We start from the raw sequence: 21,722 nt of genomic DNA on the forward strand, positions 1-21,722 counted from the left end.
TGCACAGCGCTACGCACAGCATATTCAAGGCCTGAGCGCGCGTCTAGTGGTTCGTTTTCTGAGAGGAACACGGACATGAAACTCGCACTCATCGGTATCGGACAGGCTGGCGGCAAGGTCGTCGACGTCCTCGTCGACTACGAGCGACGGACGAAGACGGGGTTCGTCGTCGACGCTATCGCGGTCAACTCGGCTCGCGCGGACCTCCGGGGGCTCCGAAACGTCCCCGAATCGCGGCAGGTGCTCGTCGGTCTGACGCGCGTCAAGGGCCACGGCGTCGGCGCGGACAACGAACTCGGCGCGGAGGTGACCGCGGAGGACGTGGGCGACGTGCTCTCGATGGTCGACGACCTCCCGGTCCACGAGATAGACGCGTTTCTCGTCGTCGCTGGGCTCGGCGGCGGCACCGGCTCCGGCGGCGCGCCCGTCATCGCGCGCGAACTGAAGCACATCTACACCGAGCCCGTCTACGGCCTCGGTATCCTCCCCGCGCGGGACGAAGGCGGCATCTACACGCTCAACGCCGCGCGGTCGCTCCAGACGTTCGTCCGCGAGGTGGACAACCTCATCGTCTTCGACAACGACGCCTGGCGGAAGACCGGCGAGTCGCTCGAAGCCGGCTACGGCAGCCTCAACGCGGAGCTCGCCCGCCGCCTCGGCGTGCTGTTCAGCGCCGGCGAGGGCGACGGCTCCGGGGCAGTTGCGGAGTCCGTCGTGGACGCCTCCGAGATAATCAACACGCTCGGGAGCGGCGGCGTCTCGACTATCGGCTACGCCGCCGTCGAACTCGACCGCCCCAAGCGCGGCCTGCTCTCCCGGCTCTCCGGCGGGAACGCCGTCGCCGAAGACGGCGGCGACTCGACGAACCGCATCACCAGTCTCGTGCGTCGCGCCGCCCTCGGCCGGCTCACGATGCCCTGCGAGATTGCCGGCGCGGAGCGCGGCCTCGTCGTCGTCGCCGGCCCGTCGGACGTGCTCTCGCGCCGCGGCATCGAGCGCGCGCGGACGTGGCTCGAAGACGAGACCGGGACGATGGAGATTCGCGGCGGCGACTACCCCGTCGACTCGGACTTCGTCGCGGCGGTCGTGCTCCTGTCGGGCGTCTACGACGTGCCGCGGGTGAAGGAGCTGCAGGCGGTCGCCATCGAGACCCAACGCGACATGCTCGCCAAGCGCGAGTCCAGCGCGGCGTCGCTCGACGACCTCGTCTCGACCGGCGACGACCGCATCGAACCGCTGTTCTGACCGTCTCTCCGGCGGTTCCTCTCACTTTCATCACGGGGAAGGGTCATAGTGCCGCGGTACCAATTGGCGACCGATGGCCGAGTACCCGCTGAAACAACGGTTCGTGCTCGACACCTCGCTGTTTCTCTCCGAGGAGATTCGAGACGACGACGAGACGTTCGAGGAGGGAATCGAACGGCTCCTCGACACCATCGCCGCCGCGCGACTGGACCTGAACATCTCGTGTTACATGCCGCCGTCCATCGCCGCGGAGTTGGAACACATCCTGCGCGAGCGCGGCGTCTCGGAGGACGTACTCGGCAAACTCGACACGTGGGTCATCAAGAAACACCCCGACCGCTACGAGGTGTACATCCCCGCGGAGGTCGTCTACCGCTTCATCGACGAGATGTCCGACCGAGTCAACCGCGGCCTCCGCGTCTCGGAGAAGGCCGTCCGCAAGGCCGAGGAGTCGAAACAGCGGTCCAACGGCGGGTCGAAGCTCTCCGACGTGGATAAGGTCATCTCCGACCTCCGCGAGGACTACCGCGGCGCGCTCAGACAGGGCGTCCTCGACTCCCGCGAGGACTTCGACCTCCTCATCCTCGCCCGTGAACTGAACGCCGGCGTCGTCACGGAGGACACCGGCATCATCAGTTGGGCCGCCGACTTCGGCCTCCGAAACCTCCGCGGGCGGGCGTTTCCGACCCTCTTAGAAGAGTACCTCATGGCGCTCGACAGCCCGCGCCCGTGGAGCAAGGGCGACGACGGCGTCGACGCCGACCGACTGTAACGCCGCGCTTACTCCATCGATTCGAGGTCGACGAAGCTCCCCTCGAACGCCGATAGCCACCGGGTCAGTTGCGCTTCGGGCGTCGCGTCGGCCGGGTAAATCGTGCACTCCTCGCGCCCGTCGGGATGGGTAGTCATCCGAGATGCGAGCCGCGGGCGCACGGGGTGTTCGCGCCCCGAGTCCGGCGGGTGTGCCGGTTCCGACCCCATCAGCGGTCCCCGCCGAGGGCGACTTCCAGCCCCCGTTCGTCGTCCAGCGAGACCGTGACCGACTCGACGCTCGACCGGTACTGGTGGGTGTGGGTCCCGTTCGCCCGCAGTTGGAGCGTCTCTTCGAGCAACGCCGCCTCCGAGAGCTGTTCGACCTTCCGGTAGGTCGTCGACAACGGTACGTCGCACACCTCGGAGAGGTCCTGTGCGGTCATCGGCTCGGTCGCGCCCTGCAGGGTCGTGAGAATCTGCCGGCACGCGCGGTCCGAGAGCGCTTCCAGCACCTGTTCCGCCTCCAGTTCGGCGGGCTTCGGTCCGGTCGGCTTGCGTCTGAGGCCGGTCTGCATGCTCACCCGTAGCTTCGGCCGCGTCGTCCGTCGAAGGGCACCCAGAATATACAGGGCGCTTTATACACCCCGTGACCCGCCGTGGTCCGCGCGACGGCAGTCGTCGGGTGGAAACGAACCACGATATAAAGGCCCGGTGTATCGGGGGTGTTTATATCAGGGGCTGGAGAGACTGCATACTCTTATGACGAGCGCAGCGGGCATCAGAGCGGAGTTGAAAGTGACGGGGCCGGACGGCTGTCCGGTCGCGACCGTCTCCGAGGGCGACACCTCGGGCTACGCGCTCTCGCGGAGCATGGCTCCCAACGAGCGCGGGTCGGTCGTCGAGGAGTTCGTCTTCGACGACGACACCGAGGTCCCGGAGGAGATGGAGGAGTTGTTCGCGTACGGCGACGGGAGCGTCTACCGGTTCGACCGCGAGGGCGGCATCGGCTGTCCCTGCGAGCGCGTCGAGGCGTTCGACTGCCCGGTCGTGGACGTTCAGACGCGCGACGGCGCGCTGTTTTTGACCTTCCACGCGCCCGACGTTGAGACGCTCCGCGACGTGGTCGCCTCCCTTCGGGAATCGTCGGGCTCCGTGGACGTGCGCCGACTGCTCCAGTCGTCGTCCGACGAGTCGCGGGACCTCGTGTTGGTCGAGCGCGGCCAGCTCACCGACCGCCAGCGCGAGGTGCTGGAGACGGCCCACGAGATGGGCTACTTCGACCACCCGCGGCGCGCCAACAAGGGCGAGGTCGCAACCGAACTCGGCATCACGACCTCGACGTTCTCCGAGCACCTCGCCATGGCGCAAAAGAAGCTCATGGGTGCCATTCTTCAGGGGTGACGAGATGAGACGCACCGACGGGGTATCAGCCCCCCGCGAATGCAGGGTGCGCCCCCTCGGACCTCCACGGCGTACCACTAGTCGGTGAGCAACGATGCGCGAGTTCGACGTGACCTGTCCCGAGTGCGGCGAGCGCTATCGGGTCAACGAGCCGATGATGCGGACGCTCCGGGAGACCGGCTGCGTCCTCTGTACCGCGCCGCTGAACGACGTCCTACGGTCCGCATGACGCCGACACCGGCCGGCCTGCCCGCGGACTGAGGGGGCTGGGGAGTTCACTCGCCCGCAACGACGCGAAGACGACGACGTGCGCTTACTCGACGACGACGACGCCGACCATGCCGAGCGTCTCGTGAGGGACGCAGACGTACTTGTACTCGCCGGACTCCTCGAACGTGTACTCGAAGGTGTGGCCCTCGGAGACGGTGAGGTCCGACTCGAACAGCCCGTCTTCGCGGTTGACGACGTTGTGGGTGCCGCCGTTTCCGGTCCACTCCCAGACGACCGTCGTTCCCGGCGAAACCTCCACCGCGGCGGGAGCGAACGCGTAGCCGCCGCCGTTGCCGGCCGCACCGACCGCGACCGTGACGGTGTCCTGTCCCGTCAGGTCGTGGACGCCGTCGTAGTTCCCCGTCCGGTCGAACCAGCCGCCGAAGTCCCGCATCTCGCGGTCGGCGGTGTCCTCCCCGCCGGACGAATCGCCGCCGGAACCGCCCCCGTCGTCCGCGCCGCCGGAGCCGTCGCCGGACGAACTCGAACAGCCCGCCAACAGCGCGATACCTGTCGAAGCCGCCGTTGCGCGGAGAACCGACCGCCGGGTGAACCGTTGCGTCATTAGCTGGCCGTAGTGAGTGGCCGAACAAGTCTAAAGCTTCGATTCCCACGCGCTGAAAACGGGCGAAACGAGCGTGGCCGCCCCGCCCGAAGGCGACGACATGGACGACGACGACCCGAGGCGACGACCGCGAATCGACGGCAGCCGCCAGTGGGAAGTGTTCTACCGCGACGCGTCGGCCGAGCCGATGCGCCACGTCGGCAGCGTGAGCGCACCCGCCGAGGACCTCGCGACCGAGCAGGCGCGGACGCTGTTCGGCGACGGCGACGCGGACCTCTGGCTCGCGCCGGCCGACGAGTTCCTCCGACTCGGCGGGAACGACCTCGCCGCGAACGGCGACGCGGCGGACGGCGAGACGGCGGGGGCCGCCCGCGGTGCCGAAAACGGGGTGTCGGTCGAGTGATTTCCATCAGCAAGCTCCTGTGCGGGCAGGGCGCCGAGGGCGACGGCCTCCGCTACGACGACCCCGACGCCGACATCGACCAGATACGCGAGGAGAAACAGAAACGTCCGGTCGTGGTCTGGAACACGACGCGGCGCTGTAACCTCTACTGCGAACACTGTTACGCCGGGGCCGACCTCGACCCCGCGCAGGGCGAACTCTCGACCGCAGAGGCGAAGGGGCTCATCGACGACCTCGCGGCCTACGACGTGCCCGTCCTGCTGTTTTCGGGCGGCGAACCGCTCGTCCGAGAAGACCTCGTCGAACTCGTCGACTACGCCACCGACGCCGGCATCCGGGCGGTGCTTTCGACCAACGGGACGCTCATCACCGAGGAGAAGGCCCGAGCGCTCCGCGACGCGGGGCTCTCCTACGCCGGCGTCTCCGTCGACGGGTTGGAAGAGCGCAACGACCGCTTCCGCGGGAAAGAGGGCGCGTTCGACGCCGCCGTCCGCGGCATCGAGAACTGTCTGTCGGTGGGGCTCAAGACCGGCCTCCGGTACACCATCACCGAGCACAACGCCGCCGACATGGAGGACGTGGTCGACCTGCTGTACGACGTCGGCGTCGACCGCTTCTGTTTCTACCACCTCGACTACGGCGGCCGCGGCGGCGACATCGCCGACGCCGACCTCGACGACGAGGCCCAGCGCCGCGCCGTCCGCCGACTGTTCGACATGACCCGCGAGTACCACGCCGAGGGCGAGGAGATAGAGACGCTGCTGGTCGGCAACTACGCCGACTCCGCCTACGTGGTCGAGTACGCCCGCGACGAACTCGACGCCGACCACGCCGAGCGGATTCACCGGTACCTTCGCGTCAACGGCGGCGACCCGACCGGCGAGCGCGTCGCCGACGTGGACTACCGCGGCGACGTCCACCTCACGCAGTTCTGGCAGGGCTACAGCCTCGGCAACGTCCGGGACCGCCCGTTCGGAGACATCTGGGACGACGAGTCGAACCCGCTTCTCGCCAAGCTCCGCGAGCGCGAACGGCATCTCACCGGCAAGTGCGCGACCTGCCAGTATCAGGACGTGTGCCGCGGCTCCTCGCGGCTTCGGTCGCTCGCGGCGACGGGCGAACTGTTCGGCCCCGACCCGCAGTGTTACCTGACGCCCGAAGAGCGCGGCGCGGGGGCCGACGCGAGTCCGGGCGCGGCCGACTGACGACTGCGGGCGGGCCGCGTCCGTCGGACCACAACCGCGTCCCGTTTCACCCGCTGGGAACGCTCCGCACGCTTATTTTTCGGCGAGTCCAACCGCGGGGTATGGAAACCAAACGAGGGGTCCCGAACATCCTCGGGAACGGTCTCGTCGGCGTCGGGCTCGTCCTCTTCGCCGTGGCGGTCGCGGGCGCGGTCGGCGTCGTGGACGTGCGCTTCTCGCCGGGGGTCTACCTCATCTTCGTGGCGATTAGCTTCATCCTCGCGTGGCTGTTGCGGTCGCTGACGTAGGGAGCCGAAGAGAAATCGAGTGAGATGAAACCCGAACGCCGAGCGTTGAGGTCGCTCGCTCGCCTTACTCGGCCGCGCCCGCGGCCGCCCGCTTTTCCTCGCGTTCGAGTTCTTCGAGGTAGTCGTCGGCGTCGAGGGCGGCCTTCACGCCCATGCCGCCGGCGGTCGCGGCCTGCTGGTAGTGGTAGTCGACCACGTCGCCCGCGGCGAAGATGCCGGGCACGTCGGTCGCGGTCTGGCCGCCGCCGGAACCGCCCTTGGCGACGATGTAGCCGTCGTCGTCGCGCTGGACGCCCGTCCCCTCGAGGTAGTCGGCGTTCGGCGTGTGGCCGATGGCGTAGAACACCGCGCCCACGTCGAAGTCGAACTCCTCGGTCTCGGGGTCGTCGAGCTTGTCGCTCGGGTGCCCCTCGGGGTTGCGGACGAGCGTCACGTGGTCGACGCCCTCCTCGGGCGAGCCGTGAAGCTCTGTCGCCTCGGTGTTGAGCATGAGTTCGATTTCGCCCTCGTCGACCTTCTCCATCAGGCGGTCGACCCAGTAGTCCTCGGCGCGGAACTCCTCGCGGCGGTGGACGAGGTAGACCGTCGAGGCGAACTTCGTGAGGAAGTTGGCCTCCTCGACGGCGGCGTCGCCTCCGCCGATGACCATGATTTTCTCGCCGCGGAAGAACGCGCCGTCGCAGGTCGCACACGTCGAGAGCCCGTAGCCCATCAGGTTCTCCTCGCCGGGGATGCCGAGGGTGCGGGCCGACGCGCCCGACGCCGCGATGATGGCGTCTGCGGTGTACACGTCGCCGTTCTTGAGCGTGACCGTGAACGGGCGCTCGGAGGCGTCCACGTCCTCGATGATGCCGTGGCGAATCTCCGTGCCGAAGCGCTCGGCCTGCTCTTTCATGTTGTTGATGAGTTCCGGCCCGGAGATGCCCTCGGGGAAGCCGGGGTAGTTGTCCACCTCGGTCGTGAGCGTGAGCTGTCCGCCCGGCTCGTCGCCCTCCAGCACCAGCGGCTCGTTGTTGGAGCGGGCCGCGTAGATAGCCGACGAGAGCCCGGAGATGCCCGAGCCGGCGACGATGAGTTTCCTGTGTTCCACGAACGAATCGGCGTCCTCTGTCATAGCCGATAGTTCGCTACACCGGTGTCTTAAGGTTTCGCTGTATTGCGAGGAGCGCTACAACACCGGCACGATAACGCATGCCACGGGCTCCGAAGCGCGCGGAGCGAAAGACCGGTATCCGTCGCCGACGCATCACTCCGCATGGCCGCCGACCTACAGGAGAAGACGAACCGCTACGAGGGGATGCTCGCCGACGCGCTCGACGAGGCGGTGCAGGCCGTCCCCGACGAGACGCACCTCGGCGAGGCAGCCGCCGACTGTCTGGAGATGGCAGAATCATACCTCGACGACGGCCGGCACTTCAAGGCCGCCGACGACTGGGTGAACGCGCTGGCGTCGTTCTCGTACGGCTACGGCTGGCTCGACGCGGGCGTCAGGATGGGGCTGTTCGACATCCCGGACGACTCGCACCTGTTTACGATGTGAGCGTCGAGGGGGCGGTCCGGACCGTCGCCACTCGGGTTACTCGAAGCGGAACGTCGCGCCGTCGGGACCGTCTTCGACCTCGACGCCGAGCGCCGTCAGGTCGTCGCGCAGGTCGTCGGCGCGCTCGTAGTTGCCCGCCTCGCGCTCGGCCTCGCGCACGTCCAAGACGAGCTGCACGAGGTCTTCCGCGACCGACACGTCACCGCCCTCGCCCGCACCGCCGAACGAGAGCCCGAACACCTCGCCGCCGAGGTCCTCGAACGCCTCGATTGCCCGCCGGAGCGCGCGGTAGTCGTACTCGTCGGCGTCGGCGACGTGGCGGTTGACCGCGCCGGCGAGGCCGAGCAGTTCGGCCATCGCCTCGCGGACGTTGAAATCGTCGTTCATCGCCGCGCGGAAGCGCTCGCGGGTCTCGGTCACCGTCTCGCGGAGCTCCGTCGCCTCGACTTTCGTCCGGGCGTCGGGGCTGTCGACCGCGTCGACGGCGGCCTCGTAGGCCCGTTCGAGGCGCTCCCAGCGCTCTTCGGCCTCGGCGATGGTCTCCTCGGAGTACGTCTGTTCGGAGCCGTAGGCAGTCGAGAGGTAGAACGTCCGAATCACGTCCGCGCCGAACTCGGCGAGGGCGTCGCCGACGGTGAAGAAGTTGCCGAGGCTCGAACTCATCTTGTCGCCCTCGGTCTGGAGCAGGCCGACGTGGAGCCAGTAGCGGGCGAACTGCTGACCGGTCGCCGCCTCCGACTGGGCGATTTCGTTCTCGTGGTGCGGGAACACGAGGTCGCGGCCGCCGACGTGAATATCGAGGGTGTCGCCGAGGTGCGTCATCGACATCGCCGAGCACTCGATGTGCCAGCCGGGTCGGCCCTCGCCCCACGGCGACTCCCACGTCTCGCCGCACGGCTCGTGAAGCGGTTCGAGGTCCGGGTTCCGGTGTTCGGCGGCCGTCTTGGGGTCGACCGCGCCGGCCTTCCAGAGCGCGAAGTCGGTCGGGTTGCGCTTTTCGGAGCGCTCGTCTTTCGTCGCCCGCGACTCCAGTTCCTCGAGTTTCTGGTTGGAGAGCTTCCCGTAGTCGTCGAACGTGGACACGTCGAAGTAGACGGAGCCGTTTGACTCGTAGGCGTGGCCGCGGTCGACGAGCGTCCGAATGAGGTCGATAATCTCGGGGATGTGCTCGGAGACGCGCGGGTACACCTCGGCGCGCTTTAGGTTGAGCCCGCGCATGTCGCGAATCACGTCGCCGACGAAGTGCTCGGCGACGCTCGCCTCGTCGTCGCCGAGGTCGTCCTCGCCGATGCGGGCGGCTATCTTCTCGTTCACGTCGGTGAAGTTCTCGACGTGGCGCACGTCGTAGCCCTCGTAGGCCAGCCAGCGGTGCATCAGGTCGGCGTGCATCCACAGGCGGGCGTGGCCGAGGTGGGCGTCGTCCGAGACCGTCAGTCCGCAGACGTAGAGCAACACTTCGTCGCCGTGCGACTCGAACTCCTCGCGCTCTCCCGTCAGGGTGTTGGTCACGGACAGGGTCATCACACTCGGCTACTTCCGGGACCACTTTCAACCCGTCGGAAGCGCGGTCGGTCTCTCGACGCCAATCGCCTCGTCCTCGCAGTCGTCACCCCGTAGCCGTCACCCCGTAGCCGTTACCCTCGCGGCCGTCATCCCCGTCGTCGCCGCTACTTCGTCCACTCCGGGCGGTCGGCCTCGCCGCGGCGAATCTTCGCCAGCGTCTCCTCCGAGAGCAGTCGCTTGACGAACGCCGGAATCCGGTCCGTCGGGTCGTCGTCGGTCGCATCGCCGTCGGTCGTGGCCGAACCCGCTTTGCCGACTCGGTCGCCGGTCGCGTTCGTCGGTGCCGTGTCTCTCGTGACCGCGCGGTCGGCGTTCGTCGCCGACGCGAGCGCGTAGTGGCCGCCTCTGGTCGCGACGCCGCCGTCGGTCGTCGTCTCCGCGCGCCGGCGGAACGATTCGAGGTCGGCCTCGCGGTCCAGACTGTCGACGGCCGTGTCGAGGTCGGCGGCCTGTTCGGCCTGCTCGGAGACGCTCTCGGAGATGCGGTCTATCTCCGCGGTCACCTCGTCGACCTGCGTCGCCGCGTCGTCGACGAAGGTGGCGATGTCGGAGGTGAGCGTCGCCTGCTCGTCGGTCGCCCGCGCGACCTCGTCGATGCCGTCGGTCACGTCGGCGACCGAGTCGGTTATCTCGTCGAGGCTCTCGACGGTCGATTCGACCCGCTCGATGCCGTGGTCGATGTTCTCGTCGGCCGACGACAGCGCCTCGGCGGTGTCCTCGATGTGGTCGGTCACGTCCTCTATCATCTGGCCGATGCGCTCGGCCTGCGACTTCGACTCGTTGGCGAGCGACTTCACCTCGTCCGCGACGACGGCGAAGCCGGAACCAGCCTCGCCGGCGCGGGCGGCCTCGATGGAGGCGTTGAGCGCGAGCAGGTTCGTCCGGTCTGCCACCTCGTCGATAACCTCGACGATGTCCTGAATCTCGTCGATGGCGGCCACGAGCGCCTCGACGTTCACGGTGATCTCGTCGCGGTCGTCGCCGACCTGCCGCATCGCGTCGATGGCCTCGCCGGCCTCGGCTCGGCCCTCCTCGGCCCGCGTGGTTGCCTCGTCGCTCCGGGAGGACACGTCGTCGGCGGTGGCGGCGACCTCCTGGACGGTCGCGCTGAGGTTCGATAGCTCGGCGGCGATTTCCTCGGTCATGTCGGCCTGTCGGGCCGCCAGTCCCTCGATTTCCGCGATGCTCTCGCTCGTGCCGGCGGTCTCCTCGTGGAGTTGGGACGCAACCGACTCCAGATTCCCGCGGCTCTCCCTGGCTCGGCGGACCTCCTCGCGGACGTCAAGCGAGTACGAGTAGAGGTAGGTGGCGTTGACGACCTGCCGGTCGAGATTGAGCCCGCGGACGACGGCCATCATGTCGGCGAACGCCTCCTCGACGGCGTGTTCGACGCGGTCGGCGTCGTCGCCGGACAGCGACTCGGTGGCGTCGGCGACGGCGCGCTCGCGGAGTTCGTCCGCGAAGATGCCGGTGACGTTGGCGAACATCCCGCCGAAGTAGTGCAGCGGCATGTCGAGTTTGTCGTGGAGCAGGCCGATTCGCGTGCGCGCCGCGTAGTGGTTCTGGTCGTAGTTCCCGTCGGTGAACGAGCGGTAGTAGCCGGCGACGACCGCGCGGAGGCCGTCGAGGTCGGTCTTCGAGCGGTCGATGACGTCCGTCGTCCGCTCGTTCGCGAGAATCGGCTCGACGAAGCCGTCGACGAGCGCCTCGTCGCGGGCCTCGACGACGCCCCGGAGGTCGGCGAGGCGCGCGGCGTCCTCGTCGTCGAAGCCGACGAACGACTGCCGCCAGCCCAACTCGTCGGCGTCGAGGTCGAGTTCGTCGAGGAGTTCCGTGGATGAAAGCGAGATGTTGCCGTCGTCGTCGCGGGGGCTGGGCGAAACCATTGACGAACTCACCGGCTCCGAGGTAATAAGCGCCGGCCGCCGTCTATCACGGTTGATATCCGGAAATCAGACGTATAAATCGCTGACGGCCGCTTCGACGACGCGGAGGGCGGCGGCCCCCTGTCGGCGCGGAACGACCACGGCGAGCGTGTCGCCCGCGACGCCCGCGGCGTCGACGACGACGGACTCGGCGTCGAGTCGGGAGAGGACGGCGGCGAGGACGGTCGGGTCGACCTCGCCCTCAGCGATGATAGCCGTGAGCGGGCCGCCGCCCGCGAGGTCGACGCCGGCGACCGAGAGCACGGGTTCGCCATCGGTCTCCTCGACGTCCTCGCCCACGAGGCCGACGCCGCTTCGCATCGTCACGGCGGCGTCTCGGGGGTCGGCTTCGAGCGGCGGGAGGTCGGCGGCGAACCGGCGGAGCGCGGCCGCGACCGCCTCGTCGTCGCCGAGGTCGAGTTCGGCCGCGGCGGCGGCGTAGTTGACGACGCCCGCGCGGAGCGCGGCGAGGAGGTACGGTCGTTCGCGGACTGCGTCGCGCGCGTCGGCGGCGAGAGACATGTCTGCCGGGTCGTCGGGCGCGCGCAAAAAAGCGCCGCTCGCCGGGCGCTGCCGCGGTCGTCCGCGGGTCGCGACTCCCCGCGCCCCGCCTCGCGTCTCCTGAACGAGTGGCGAACGCGAGTTGTCCGAACCCGAAGATTCCTTTCTTCGATGCGAAGTTCATAAGACAGTCGCCTCGTAACCCCCGGACATGCAAGCCCTGGTCATCGTGGCGCACGGGTCGCACCTGAACCCGGATTCGAGCGCCCCCACCTACGACCACGCGGACACGGTCCGCGAGGTGGGCGCGTTCGACGAGGTGCGGACCGGCTTCTGGAAGGAAGAGCCGTCGATTCGCGAGGTGCTCCGGACCGTCGAGGCCGACGAGGTGTACGTCGTCCCGCTTTTCATCAGCGAGGGCTACTTCACGGAACAGGTCATCCCGCGCGAACTCCGTCTCGAGGGGTGGGACGTGGCCGACTGGGACTCCGACGGCCTGTCGGCGTCGCACGTCACCCTCTCCGCGACGGACGTGCCCGAGAAGACGATTCACTACTGCGGGCCGGTCGGAACCCACGCGGCGATGACCGACGTGTTGGTCCGCCGCGCCGAGACGGTCACCGGCGACCCGAACGTCGGCGAGGGCTTCGGCCTCGCCGTCGTCGGCCACGGCACCGAGCGCAACGAGAACTCCGCGAAAGCCATCGAGTACCACGCCGACCGCATCCGAGAGATGGACCGCTTCGACGAGGTGCAGGCGCTCTACATGGACGAGGAACCCGAGGTCGACGACGTGACCGACTACTTCGAGTCCGAGGACGTGGTCGTCGTCCCGCTGTTTATCGCCGACGGCTTCCACACCCAGGAGGACATCCCGGAGGACATGGGCCTGACCGACGACTACCGCACGGGCTACGACGTGCCCACCGAGGTCGACGGCCACCGCATCTGGTACGCCGGCGCGGTCGGGACCGAGGGACTCATGGCCGACGTGGTGCTCGAACGCGCCGCCGACGCGGGCGCCGACATCGGCAACACTCTCGAAGTCGTGCGCGAACGTACTCGGAAGACGCCGCAGGAGGCGAACTGATGGGGCACCACCTCGACGCCCTCGTCGACGCCGCGGCGACCGGCGACGGAATCTCCCTCGACGGGTTCACCGTCTCCCGTTCCGACGACGGCTTCCGCCTCGAAACGCCCGAATCGACGCTGAACGGGCTCACGGAAGGCGGTCTCCGCGAGGCCCTCGCCGACTACGACGACTACGCGACGAACTGGTACTTCTGGTCCGAGGTCGTCGGCGAGTCCAGCCCCCAGCGGCGGGCGTTCCTCCGCTGGGTCGAGGGTGCGTCCGTCGATGCGGGAGGCGACGACGGTGGAGACGCAGACGACACCGAGAACGACGGCGACGCCCCCTCGGTTCCCGAGCGCTACGACGACCTCCGAGACGGCGTCTGTCGCGAGTGGGGCCAACTGCTCGTCACGGTCACCGTCGACGATCACGGCGAGCGGTCCTACGAACTCCGCCACGCCGACGAGGTCGACGCCGACCGCGACGAACTCGACCCCTACCGCGAATCGCTCGCGGCCCGGCAGTTGGCGACCTACGACGAGAAGGGGCGGTACCGCCCGCTGAAGACCGGCAACAACCTCGCCGGCGGCTGGGTGTTCCCCGACCTCGACGCTCACGACCTCGTCGAGACCGTCGAGACGTTCTACCCCGCGTCGGTGCCGAACTGGTACCGCGAGCGCCGGGGCGAACTCGACGTGGCGCACTGGGCGGACGCCATCGGCCGCCAGACCGGGATGTACAGCGTCGTGAAGACGTGGAACCGCGGCGACGGCCACGAGCACGTCAACTGGGTCGCGGAGGCCTGCTGCGACGACAGCCAGTGCGTCAAGCGCCGCGAGTGGCAGTACGACGATGACACCGACCTCGACGTGGACGGCGGCGACGGCGCGTTCCCGTGCCGCGAGCCGTGTTCCGTCGTCATCGCGGCGTCCCGCAAGTGGACGCGGCTGGAGGGCGAGGAGACCCAAACGTACGAGTTCGAACTCACGCCCTCGGAGAAGGAACAGGTCGAAGATATCATCGAGGCCGTCGCGGACGACCGCACCGACGCCATCCGCGAGGCCGACGTGTACGAGGGCGCGAACCGCTACCGGGCGCGGTTCCTGCGCGCGAAGCTGTTCGACGACGAGGGCAACCTCGGCGGCGTCCCGACCGACGCGTCCGACGACGAGTAGGTCGGGACGCGAGGAACGGGAATCGGACCGATTTTTCGGACGCCGTCACCGCATCGTCAGCACCAGCGCCGCGAGGACGCCGCCGACGACGACGCCGGCACCGAGGGTGATGGCGAAGCTCTCGAACACCGACGCGAGCGCCACCGCGAGGACGAGCGCGACGAGCGCGAGGCCGAAAAGCGGGGCGGCTCGCGGATCGACGCTCGGGAACACGTCCGCGATGCTTTCGGTCACGCTCGGCTCGGGGTCGGGTTGCTTGGGCTTCGAGAGCGTCTCGTCCACGTCGACCGGCGGTTTGCCACCCTCGCCGGGTTCGACGGTCACGTCGACGTACCTCGTCTCCGAGCCGTGGCCGGAGACTATCTTCAGCTTCCCCGACACTGGCTCCGGCGGCGGGGTGACGAACACCTCGACGGTCTTGGTCTGGCCGCCGTCGACGAAGTGATTTCCTTCGGACAGGCTCGCCGCGCGCGAGAGCTCGTCGTCGACGTGGAGGTGGACGTGCACCGCCTGTCCCTGGTTCGCGAGCTCGACCGAAAACGGGCCGTTCGTTGCGAACGACGGCGCTACCGAGAGGTCGTGGGGGCGCTCGTCGTTCAGCGTGACGGTGAGCGGCGCGTTCGACACGGGTTCACCGTCGATACGAGAATAGAAAAACGTTCAGGTCCGATGAGGTGCGCGCCTCAGTCGTCGCGCATGTCCGGTGGCAGGAGATTCGGGATGCCATCCTCGATGGGGTACACCTCGCCGGTGACCGTACCGATGAGCCGCCCCTCGATGATTTCGTCGCCGTCGCGCTCGTCGACTTCCAGCTCGAGTTCGCTCTTGTCGAGGGGGTCACAGAGGATGTCCATCAGGGATTCTTTCATCGTCGTGACGGTGGATTGCGCGAAGTAAAAGCGTACGGGTTCGCCGCCGTCGCGGCGGGCTCGGCGGAGGGGGCGGCCGCCGCAGTCGCGTCAGCCGCGAATCGGTGGCCAGTCGTCGAGGCTCAGTTGTCGAACGGGTTTTCCAGGTGGACCGTCTGCTCGCGGCCCGGGCCGACGCCGACGGCGTAAATCGGCACGTCGAGTTCGTCAGAGAGGTATTCGAGGTAGTCCTGTGCGGCGTCGGGGATGGCGTTGTAGCCCTCCTCGGCGACCGCCGCCCAGTCCACTTCCGGCCACGTGTCGAACTCCTTGAGGACGGGTTCGCACTCGCCCCAGCGCTCGGTCGTCGCGGGCATCGTCAGGCGTTCCTCGCCCTCCAGTTCGTAGGCGTGGCCGACCTTGACCTCGTCGAGGCCGGCGAGCACGTCGAGGTGGTTGACCGCGATGCCGGTGAACCCGCTGACGCGGGCGGCGTGGCGGAGCATCGGCATGTCGAGCCAGCCGATGCGGCGCGGGCGACCGGTGACGGTGCCGAACTCGCCGCCCTTCTCGCGGATGAAGTCCGCGAGTTCTTCCTCGCGGTCGTCGTCTTTCAGTTCGGTCGGCATCGGGCCCTCGCCGACGCGGGAGAGGTAGGCCTTGACGATGCCGACGACCTCGCCCTGTCCGACGACGGTCGGGCCGACGCCGGTGCCGGTGGCCGCGCCGCCGGCGGTCGGGTTCGAGGAGGTCACGTACGGGTAGCTCCCGTGGTCGATGTCGATGAGGGTGCCCTGCGCGCCCTCGAACATCACGTTGTCGCCGGCCTCGCGGCGCTCGGCGAGGAAGTCGCCACAGTTGACGGCCATGTCGTCCTCGCGGAGGCGGCGGCCGATTTCGGTGTACTCCTCGACGAGCGCTTCGACGTCGCACTCCTCGCCGGCTTCGAGGCCGTACACGTCCTCGATGAGCGCCTTCTTCTGGGGAACGACGTACTCCAGTCGCTGGCGGAGCACGTCGGGGTCGAGCAGGTCGCCGACGCGGATGCCGCGGCGGCCCGCCTTGTCCTCGTAGGTGGGGCCGATGCCGCGACCGGTCGTGCCGACGGTGAGGTCCGAGTCGGCCTTCGCCTCCTCTTCGATGTTGTCGAGGCGGCGGTGGTACGGCATGATGACGTGCGCGCGCTTAGCGAGGCGCACGTCGGGGGCGAGGCCGCGCTCGCGGAGGTCGTCAATCTCGGAGAACAGCGTCCGGGGGTTGATGACACAGCCGTTTCCGAGGACGCCGACCTTGTCGCGGACGGCCCCGCTCGGGACGAGCGAAAGCTTGTACTCCTCGCCGTCTTCGACGACGGTGTGGCCGGCGTTGTCGCCGCCCTGATAGCGGACGACGATGTCAGCGTCGCCGCCCCACAGGTCGACGAGCGCGCCTTTGCCCTCGTCGCCGAGTTGCGAACCGACGATGGTAACAGTCATACGTCGGCCGTTCCCCGCGCCGCACTAAACAGATTACGGTCGCGGCCGACGAGCAATGCACATTCGTGCCTAATTATCGAGTCGTCGCCGAAGAATACGCCATGAACACGCATTGGCGTGACGACGGATAACACAACGGTTAATTAGTGTCCTCGTTAAGGTCGCGTTATCTCATTATTCGCCGACCCGGAGGGCAAGGCTTAAAGCCTCCCAAGAAGAGTTAACAAATGGCATGATAGACCGACTTGAGAAGGAAGTCGATATGTTGGAGCGCCATCTCCAGGTCCTGAAGATGGTCATCGAAAGTGAGCCAATCGGCATCGTGAAGATGTCCAACGAGACAGGCTACCCGCACCACAAGGTCCGCTACTCCCTCCGCGTTCTCGAAGAAGAGAACCTCATCGAACCCTCCAGCCAGGGCGCAATCACTACCGAGCGCACCCAGGAGTTCGTCGACGAACTCGACGACAAGCTCGACGAAATCGTCGGCAAACTCGAATCGATGAAGATCGAGGAAGCGGCCGAAATCGAGAACTAACCACACTTCAGGCGCACGCGGTCGTTCTATCCTGTTTCGTCCGACGAGTCTTTCCGGGCACGACATCGGACCGACCGCGTTAGCCGCGCTTCGATTCAGTCGGTACCGAACGGTTCCGACACGACACCACGGACACTCGCCGCGGCCGCGCTCCGAGCGCCGCGGTCGTTTCACTATCGTTCAGTAACGCCGACAGCCGCGGCGCTCCGCGCGCGACTATCGGGGCGGAACGCAACGTAACAAGCGACAGCGCAGCGACGGCGCCGGTCGACGCGAGGCGTCGCCGACTCAGAGGTCGGGTACGTTCAGGTGGAACTCGCCGCCGCGGGCCTCCACCAGACAGAGGTGGTAGCCCTGCTTCCGCGAGAGCTTCACGAAGCTCTTGCGCTTCGACCGACTCAGGAGGCCGCCGCCGGTCTCGGCCGTGGCGGCTTCGAGCGCCTCCGGCTCGAAGAAGCTCCTCGTGACGACGAACGCCGAGCCGAGGGTCTCTTTCGCGTCGGCGATGGCCTTCGAGTCCTTGATGAGTTGGGTGACCATCGGCTGGGTCGCCGGGTCCCGCGAGTCGTTCAGGTTCGCCACGAACAGCGGTTCGCCCATCTGGTCGCGGACGATGACGTCGAACTGCCGCGACTCGGTTTCGCCGTCGCCGATGGGCACCGAGACGCTCCCGTACAACTCGATTCGGTCGGCCTTCGGAATCGAGTCGAAGACGCCGGCGAGGCTCGACCGGTTGCCCGTCTCGCCGATTTCGTAGAGCAGGTCGGTGACGACCCACTTGGCGAAGCCGTACTCGGGCGTCCCGCGGAGGAACTCCTCGTAGGGCTGGCCGTCGATGCCGAGCCCCTCCGTGTCGAACGTGGTGTGGTGTTCCAGCCGGAGGTTCTCGATGACCTCCTCACGGGAGGCCTGCCCGTCGTGGGCCTTCTCTAGCGTCGCCTGCCCTTTCTGGGCGTAGCGGACGAAGAGGTTCGTCCCACGGAGCGCCTCGTCGGCCGACATAGACCGGTCGGTCGACCGGACGCCCGCCTCGTCGAGCCGGTCGCGGAGGCGTTCGACCTCGGATTCGAGTTCGGCGACGCGCTCTTCGAGCTCCTCGGCGCGCGAGCGGTGTTCGTCCCGCTCCTCGCGGAGGGCGTTTCGCTCGGATTCGAGCCGGTCGCGCTCGGACGCCAGCGCCTCGACTCGTTCTTTCAGCGACTCGGCTTCCCCCGGGTCGACGGCGGGCTCGTCCGGCGTCTGTTCGGTCGGCTGGGACTGCTGCTGGTTCGACTGGTCTTTCGGCGACGGTCGCGCCTCGCCGCCCGTCCCACTCCGTGACGGACGGTGATGCGTCGCCTGTGTCGTGTTCCCCCGACGGCTTCGGGGGGTTCCGGGGTGGTCGTCCACGGCCTCGTCCTTTGCGTCGCGAGGGTCGAGCGAGGGTATCGACCGGGCGTTCCGCCACTGTGCCTCGGCGGAGAACACGTCGTCGCCGGTCGCGCCGTCCTCGGCGAGCGGGTCCGGAGACGACGCTTCCCCGTTCTTCTGCGGGGCGTCGGCGACGACGGGCCCTTCGGACATCGGTGAGGTCGACTCGTCGGACGCGGGCCGGTCCGTCGCTGCCGCCGCCTCTGTCTCGGCGGGCTCCGGGGACTGTGACTCGGAGGAGCCCGCGGACGGATTGTCGGTCGTCTCGGTGCCGTCGTCGTCGGGCGTCGATGGCTCCGGGTCGGCCGCGGTTTCGGTCGGGGATTCCGCACTCGCCGGGGCGTCGGCCGTCGCCGGCTCCGGCTCCCCGTCGGCGGGGTCGTCGCCGTCGCCGGCGCGCTCGGACTCGTTGTCGGCTGCCCCGGTCGTACTCGGCTCGTCTGTGGTCGTCGGCGTCTCCGGCTCTCCGGACGCGTCCGTCGCGTCGGCCTCGCCACCCGCCGCCGCGACTCCCGCCGCGTCCTCGTCCTCGTCCTCGTCCTCGTCGGACTCGGGCTCCGGGATATCGACGAGGTCGAGGTCCACGTCGTAGACTTTGTAGATGCCGACCTCGTCGCTCGCGCGCTCGAACGCGTCGTCGCCGGTGACGAGTCGCTTGCTGTTGCCGACGAAGGCCGCGCTCATCGACTTCCCCCCGTGGTAGACGACGTAGTAGTCGCCCGAGAGCACGTTCTCGGACAGTTCGACGTAGCCGGTGAAGCCGCCCGCCGAGAGCGTTCCGTCGGCGTCCCCCAGCGGCGTCTCCTCGGTGTAGTACTGCGCGCGGATGTCGCCGCCGGTCTCCCGCATCGCGTACAGAAGCGGCAGCGCCGGGTCCGGTGCGCGGTGCGCCTCGAACGATTCACCCTCGAAATCCGCGACCGTCCCATCGAAAACCCCGAGGAGACGGCCGTTGAGCATGAATCCCCACGTCATGCCAGCGACGACGGCACCTGTGAAGCCGTCGTCCGCGAGCGACCGGAGGCCACCGTAGCCACGTCCGGCGGGCGCGGAGTCCCACCCGGTCACCGCGTCGATAATCTCGCTATCCATTTGGGGTTACATCACCGGAACCGAATCAAATACTTTCCGGGCGAATCGGGCGAACGTTTCGCTCAGTTCACACTTCAGCGTGTTTACTGTGACCGGTTCGCTCGCACCCGTCGGGCCGGCGTCGGGAGAACGGTTATACGAGTCCGCCGAGACGGGGCGGTCGTGACCAGCCACGACGACCGGTTCGTCCACTACCTCCGCGCGAAGGAGTCCGTGGACGACCGCGCGCTCCACCGACCGACCCTCGCCAGTCTCATCGACCGGCTGGAAGCGCGCGCCGAGTCGCGGTCTGGACAGCCGCTCCGCGTCGTCTCGGTCGGCGCGGGGACGGGCGCGATGTGTCGGCGACTCCTCTCGTGGGGCGTCTTCGACGCGTACGACGAGATAAAGTACGTCATGGTCGACCGGAAGCGCGGGATGGCCGACCACGCGGCCGCGGCGTTCGCGAAGTGGGCGCGCGCCGCCGGCTGGACCGCCGAGCCGACGCCCGACGGCTTCCGCATCGAGCGTCACGGCCGAAGCGTCTCTCTCACGTACGTGACGAGCGACCTCTTCGAGGCGATGACGGTCCTCCCGAAGGCCATCGACCTCGTGGTCGCGCACGCAGTCCTCGACGTGCTCCCGCTCCGCCGCGCGGTCGACGCGCTCCTCTCGCGGCTGACGGACGGGGGGCTCTTCTACGCGCCTATCACGTTCGACGGCCGAACCGCGTTCCGCCCGAGTCACCCCGCCGACGAGGCGGTTCTCGGCGCGTACCACGAGACGATGTGCGGCGGCGAACGCGCGGGGCCGGACACCGGTTCCGACCTCCTTTCGGTCCTCCCCGACCTCGGCGCGCCGGTCGTCGCCGCCGGCGGCTCGGACTGGGTCGTCCACCCGCCGCACGACGACGAGGCGCGAATCTTCCTCGACCGCGTCCTCGGCTTCGTCGAAGAGTCGGTCGGCAAGTCGGCTGCGGTCGACCGCGAGACGCTCGACGGGTGGCTCGAGGCTCGGCACGACGACCTCGCGGGCGACGAACTCGCGTACGTCGCCCACAACCTCGACGTGTTGGCCGAACTCGACTGATTACTCCGGAACTGATGCGTTTCCGTCGCCTTCCCTCCTGAACCGGCCCGAGACGTAGCCCCAGTCCCGAGCGAACCCGAGCAGGAGCGCCGCCGCCGCGACGCCGGTCACGAGGAGCATCCACGGGTCGAAGACACCGGGAGCGAGCGCCAGCGGGACGACGGCCATCTGGACGCCGGCGAGGACGCGCCGCGACGCGCGGGGCGGGAGGTCGAACGTCGGTCGGCCCGCTCGCTCGCGGAGCCGGAGGCCGAGGAGAAAGACGTACCGCGCCGCCCCGACCGAGAGGTACCACCACGCGAGTTCTCCGAGGAAGACGCCGGCGAGCGGGGCCACGAGGAGGCCGAAGGCGTCGACCGCGGTGTCGAGTCGCGCGCCGAGTCGGCTGACGCGGTCGAGTCTGCGAGCGAGCGCCCCGTCGAGGGCGTCGAGCGCGGCCGCAGCCCCGTAGCCGACGGCTGCGGCCCACGCCCACGACGGGCTCAGCGGCCCGTAGAGCGCCACGCCGGCGATGCCCGCGACGCCCGCGACGAGGAAGCCTCGAGCGAGCGTGACAGCGGTCGGGAGGCCGAGGCTGTCGTAGGGCCGCCCGGGCTCCGACTCGGTCGCTCCGTCGCCGGGCGCGACGTTCTCGTCCGCGTTCGCGTAGGCGTACGCGCAGAGGCCGACGACGACGAGCAGGGTTCCGGCGGCCCACGTCACCGCGGCGGTCTCGGGCGAGGGGTCGGCGCGCGAGACGAGCCACACCCACTCGGTCGCGAGGAGCACGCCGAACCCCAGCGTTGCCGCTGCCGCCGCGCCGCCGGTTTCGAGCACGCGGCGTCTCGTCCGGCGGGTCGTCCGAGCAGTCGCCCCGTTACTCCCCGAGAGCGTCACGGTCGCGGACTGTCGCCTCGGCGGTCGGACGGTGTGCTACACATACCCGTACTGGTGGACGGACGCCGGTTAAGTATTCCTCGCGTAACAGGTCGGCAGAGCCGAATCACGGGCGGCTATCTCCTCGGCGACGACTCCGGAGTTCGACCGCGGCGAGGAGGAACAGATAAGTCGAGAGTCCGGCCGCGACGGCGAGTAGCGTCGCGCGTCCGAAGACGACGACACCCAGGGCGGTTCCGATGACGGCGACCGCGACGGAGACGGCCTGCACGGTTCGTCGCTCCCACAGCGCGCGGACGCTCGACGCCCGAATCGACAGCGCCGCTTCCAGCGCGAGCGCCCCGACGACGCCGACGAGGACCGGTCCCGGTGTCACCGGCGTCCGTAGGAGGACCGCCGCGACCGCGGTGGGGACGAGCACCGACCCCGCGAGCGCGGCGTCCCGTCGGCGGCTCATGGAGTGCTTACCGTGTCAGGACGCTTTTAGCCACCGGCGCTCATAGCCCGACT

At 68.6% G+C, this 21,722-nt stretch carries 25 protein-coding genes; 12 read left to right on the top strand and 13 right to left on the bottom strand.

Translation table 11 applies throughout. The features are described 5' to 3' along the window. Nucleotides 1–75 precede the first annotated feature (75 nt). The gene (cetZ3, locus tag C457_RS05720) at nt 76–1,245 is read left to right on the top strand and encodes a tubulin-like protein CetZ3 (RefSeq protein WP_008092758.1); all 1,170 of its coding nucleotides are present in this window, start codon (nt 76–78) and stop codon (nt 1,243–1,245) included. 73 nt (nt 1,246–1,318) lie between these two features. Beyond that, nucleotides 1,319–2,017: an RNA ligase partner protein gene (locus tag C457_RS05725; RefSeq protein WP_008092760.1), complete on the top strand. Its 699-nt coding sequence runs from the start codon at nt 1,319–1,321 to the stop codon at nt 2,015–2,017. A gap of 8 nt (nt 2,018–2,025) precedes the next feature. Here the strand turns inward: C457_RS05725 and C457_RS05730 are convergent, their stop codons facing one another. Both C457_RS05730 and C457_RS05735 read right to left on the bottom strand, forming a co-directional pair. After that, nucleotides 2,026–2,226, bottom strand: coding sequence for a DUF7511 domain-containing protein (locus C457_RS05730; protein ID WP_008092761.1), 201 nt, complete (start codon nt 2,224–2,226; stop codon nt 2,026–2,028). Then, nucleotides 2,226–2,573, bottom strand: coding sequence for a winged helix-turn-helix domain-containing protein (locus C457_RS05735; RefSeq protein ID WP_008092763.1), 348 nt, complete (start codon nt 2,571–2,573; stop codon nt 2,226–2,228). The genes C457_RS05730 and C457_RS05735 overlap by 1 nt, the downstream gene beginning before the upstream one ends. 184 nt (nt 2,574–2,757) lie before the next feature. Between C457_RS05735 and C457_RS05740 the strand changes: the two genes are divergently transcribed. Continuing rightward, entirely contained in the window at nt 2,758–3,399 is a 642-nt protein-coding gene (locus C457_RS05740) for a helix-turn-helix domain-containing protein (RefSeq protein ID WP_008092765.1), read from the top strand. Between the two features lie 94 nt (nt 3,400–3,493). After that, on the top strand, nt 3,494–3,628 hold the full coding sequence (locus C457_RS21015; protein ID WP_008092767.1) for a DUF7560 family zinc ribbon protein: 135 nt from the start codon (nt 3,494–3,496) through the stop codon (nt 3,626–3,628). Nucleotides 3,629–3,712: 84 nt separating this feature from the next. On the opposite strand, the gene C457_RS05745 is transcribed toward C457_RS21015, so the two are convergent. Further along, the gene (locus tag C457_RS05745; protein ID WP_049913410.1) at nt 3,713–4,234 is read right to left on the bottom strand and encodes a halocyanin domain-containing protein; all 522 of its coding nucleotides are present in this window, start codon (nt 4,232–4,234) and stop codon (nt 3,713–3,715) included. A 73-nt stretch (nt 4,235–4,307) separates the two neighbouring features. Here C457_RS05745 and C457_RS05750 point away from each other — a divergent pair, with 73 nt between their 5' ends. From C457_RS05750 to C457_RS05760, 3 genes are all read left to right on the top strand, one after another. Further along, complete coding sequence (locus C457_RS05750; RefSeq protein ID WP_008092771.1) at nt 4,308–4,637, top strand: Htur_1727 family rSAM-partnered candidate RiPP; 330 nt, start codon at nt 4,308–4,310, stop codon at nt 4,635–4,637. Beyond that, nucleotides 4,634–5,842 (top strand): TIGR04347 family pseudo-SAM/SPASM protein, encoded by a 1,209-nt coding sequence (locus C457_RS05755; protein WP_008092773.1) that lies wholly within the window; start codon nt 4,634–4,636, stop codon nt 5,840–5,842. Before C457_RS05750 ends, C457_RS05755 begins: the two co-directional genes overlap by 4 nt. A 101-nt stretch (nt 5,843–5,943) precedes the next feature. Next, nucleotides 5,944–6,129 (top strand): hypothetical protein, encoded by a 186-nt coding sequence (locus C457_RS05760; protein WP_004977475.1) that lies wholly within the window; start codon nt 5,944–5,946, stop codon nt 6,127–6,129. A gap of 64 nt (nt 6,130–6,193) precedes the next feature. Here the strand turns inward: C457_RS05760 and C457_RS05765 are convergent, their stop codons facing one another. After that, complete coding sequence (locus C457_RS05765; RefSeq protein ID WP_008092776.1) at nt 6,194–7,243, bottom strand: NAD(P)/FAD-dependent oxidoreductase; 1,050 nt, start codon at nt 7,241–7,243, stop codon at nt 6,194–6,196. Between the two features lie 141 nt (nt 7,244–7,384). Between C457_RS05765 and C457_RS05770 the strand changes: the two genes are divergently transcribed. Beyond that, a complete protein-coding gene (locus C457_RS05770; RefSeq protein ID WP_008092777.1) occupies nt 7,385–7,669 on the top strand; it encodes a DUF357 domain-containing protein in 285 nt (94 codons plus the stop codon). Between the two features lie 36 nt (nt 7,670–7,705). On the opposite strand, the gene cysS is transcribed toward C457_RS05770, so the two are convergent. From cysS to C457_RS05785, 3 genes are all read right to left on the bottom strand, one after another. After that, nucleotides 7,706–9,190, bottom strand: coding sequence for a cysteine--tRNA ligase (gene cysS, locus C457_RS05775; protein WP_008092779.1), 1,485 nt, complete (start codon nt 9,188–9,190; stop codon nt 7,706–7,708). A 146-nt stretch (nt 9,191–9,336) separates the two neighbouring features. Then, nucleotides 9,337–11,118, bottom strand: coding sequence for a globin-coupled sensor protein (locus C457_RS05780; protein WP_008092781.1), 1,782 nt, complete (start codon nt 11,116–11,118; stop codon nt 9,337–9,339). A 66-nt stretch (nt 11,119–11,184) separates the two neighbouring features. Continuing rightward, the gene (locus C457_RS05785; protein WP_008092784.1) at nt 11,185–11,679 is read right to left on the bottom strand and encodes a DUF7523 family protein; all 495 of its coding nucleotides are present in this window, start codon (nt 11,677–11,679) and stop codon (nt 11,185–11,187) included. 190 nt (nt 11,680–11,869) lie between these two features. Here C457_RS05785 and C457_RS05790 point away from each other — a divergent pair, with 190 nt between their 5' ends. Continuing rightward, nucleotides 11,870–12,748 carry a CbiX/SirB N-terminal domain-containing protein gene (locus tag C457_RS05790; protein ID WP_008092785.1) on the top strand — a complete coding sequence of 293 codons (879 nt, stop codon included), beginning with the start codon at nt 11,870–11,872 and terminating at the stop codon, nt 12,746–12,748. Next, nucleotides 12,748–13,905: a DR2241 family protein gene (locus C457_RS05795; RefSeq protein WP_008092787.1), complete on the top strand. Its 1,158-nt coding sequence runs from the start codon at nt 12,748–12,750 to the stop codon at nt 13,903–13,905. Before C457_RS05790 ends, C457_RS05795 begins: the two co-directional genes overlap by 1 nt. Nucleotides 13,906–13,950: 45 nt before the next feature. Here the strand turns inward: C457_RS05795 and C457_RS05800 are convergent, their stop codons facing one another. The 3 genes from C457_RS05800 to C457_RS05810 all read right to left on the bottom strand — a co-directional run bounded on the left by C457_RS05800 (nt 13,951) and on the right by C457_RS05810 (nt 16,228). After that, a complete protein-coding gene (locus C457_RS05800; protein WP_008092789.1) occupies nt 13,951–14,532 on the bottom strand; it encodes a DUF7524 family protein in 582 nt (193 codons plus the stop codon). A 56-nt stretch (nt 14,533–14,588) separates the two neighbouring features. Next, entirely contained in the window at nt 14,589–14,774 is a 186-nt protein-coding gene (locus C457_RS05805; RefSeq protein ID WP_013035425.1) for a methytransferase partner Trm112, read from the bottom strand. Between the two features lie 122 nt (nt 14,775–14,896). Beyond that, entirely contained in the window at nt 14,897–16,228 is a 1,332-nt protein-coding gene (locus C457_RS05810) for an adenylosuccinate synthase (protein ID WP_008092793.1), read from the bottom strand. Between the two features lie 232 nt (nt 16,229–16,460). On the opposite strand from C457_RS05810, the gene C457_RS05815 reads away from it, so the two are divergent. Further along, on the top strand, nt 16,461–16,766 hold the full coding sequence (locus C457_RS05815) for a hypothetical protein (protein WP_004043804.1): 306 nt from the start codon (nt 16,461–16,463) through the stop codon (nt 16,764–16,766). A gap of 288 nt (nt 16,767–17,054) precedes the next feature. Here C457_RS05815 and C457_RS05820 read toward each other — a convergent pair whose 3' ends face one another. Beyond that, the gene (locus C457_RS05820; RefSeq protein ID WP_008092796.1) at nt 17,055–19,268 is read right to left on the bottom strand and encodes a DUF7527 domain-containing protein; all 2,214 of its coding nucleotides are present in this window, start codon (nt 19,266–19,268) and stop codon (nt 17,055–17,057) included. A gap of 162 nt (nt 19,269–19,430) precedes the next feature. Between C457_RS05820 and C457_RS05825 the strand changes: the two genes are divergently transcribed. After that, on the top strand, nt 19,431–20,336 hold the full coding sequence (locus tag C457_RS05825) for an SAM-dependent methyltransferase (protein ID WP_008092797.1): 906 nt from the start codon (nt 19,431–19,433) through the stop codon (nt 20,334–20,336). Here the strand turns inward: C457_RS05825 and C457_RS05830 are convergent, their stop codons facing one another. Both C457_RS05830 and C457_RS05835 read right to left on the bottom strand, forming a co-directional pair. Beyond that, nucleotides 20,337–21,152, bottom strand: a complete 816-nt coding sequence (locus tag C457_RS05830; RefSeq protein WP_008092800.1) for a CDP-alcohol phosphatidyltransferase family protein — start codon at nt 21,150–21,152, stop codon at nt 20,337–20,339. Nucleotides 21,153–21,318: 166 nt separating this feature from the next. Further along, complete coding sequence (locus C457_RS05835; RefSeq protein ID WP_008092801.1) at nt 21,319–21,669, bottom strand: hypothetical protein; 351 nt, start codon at nt 21,667–21,669, stop codon at nt 21,319–21,321. Nucleotides 21,670–21,722 lie beyond the last annotated feature (53 nt).

Source organism: Haloferax prahovense DSM 18310 (assembly GCF_000336815.1).
In the GTDB taxonomy this organism is placed as follows: Archaea; Halobacteriota; Halobacteria; order Halobacteriales; family Haloferacaceae; genus Haloferax; species Haloferax prahovense.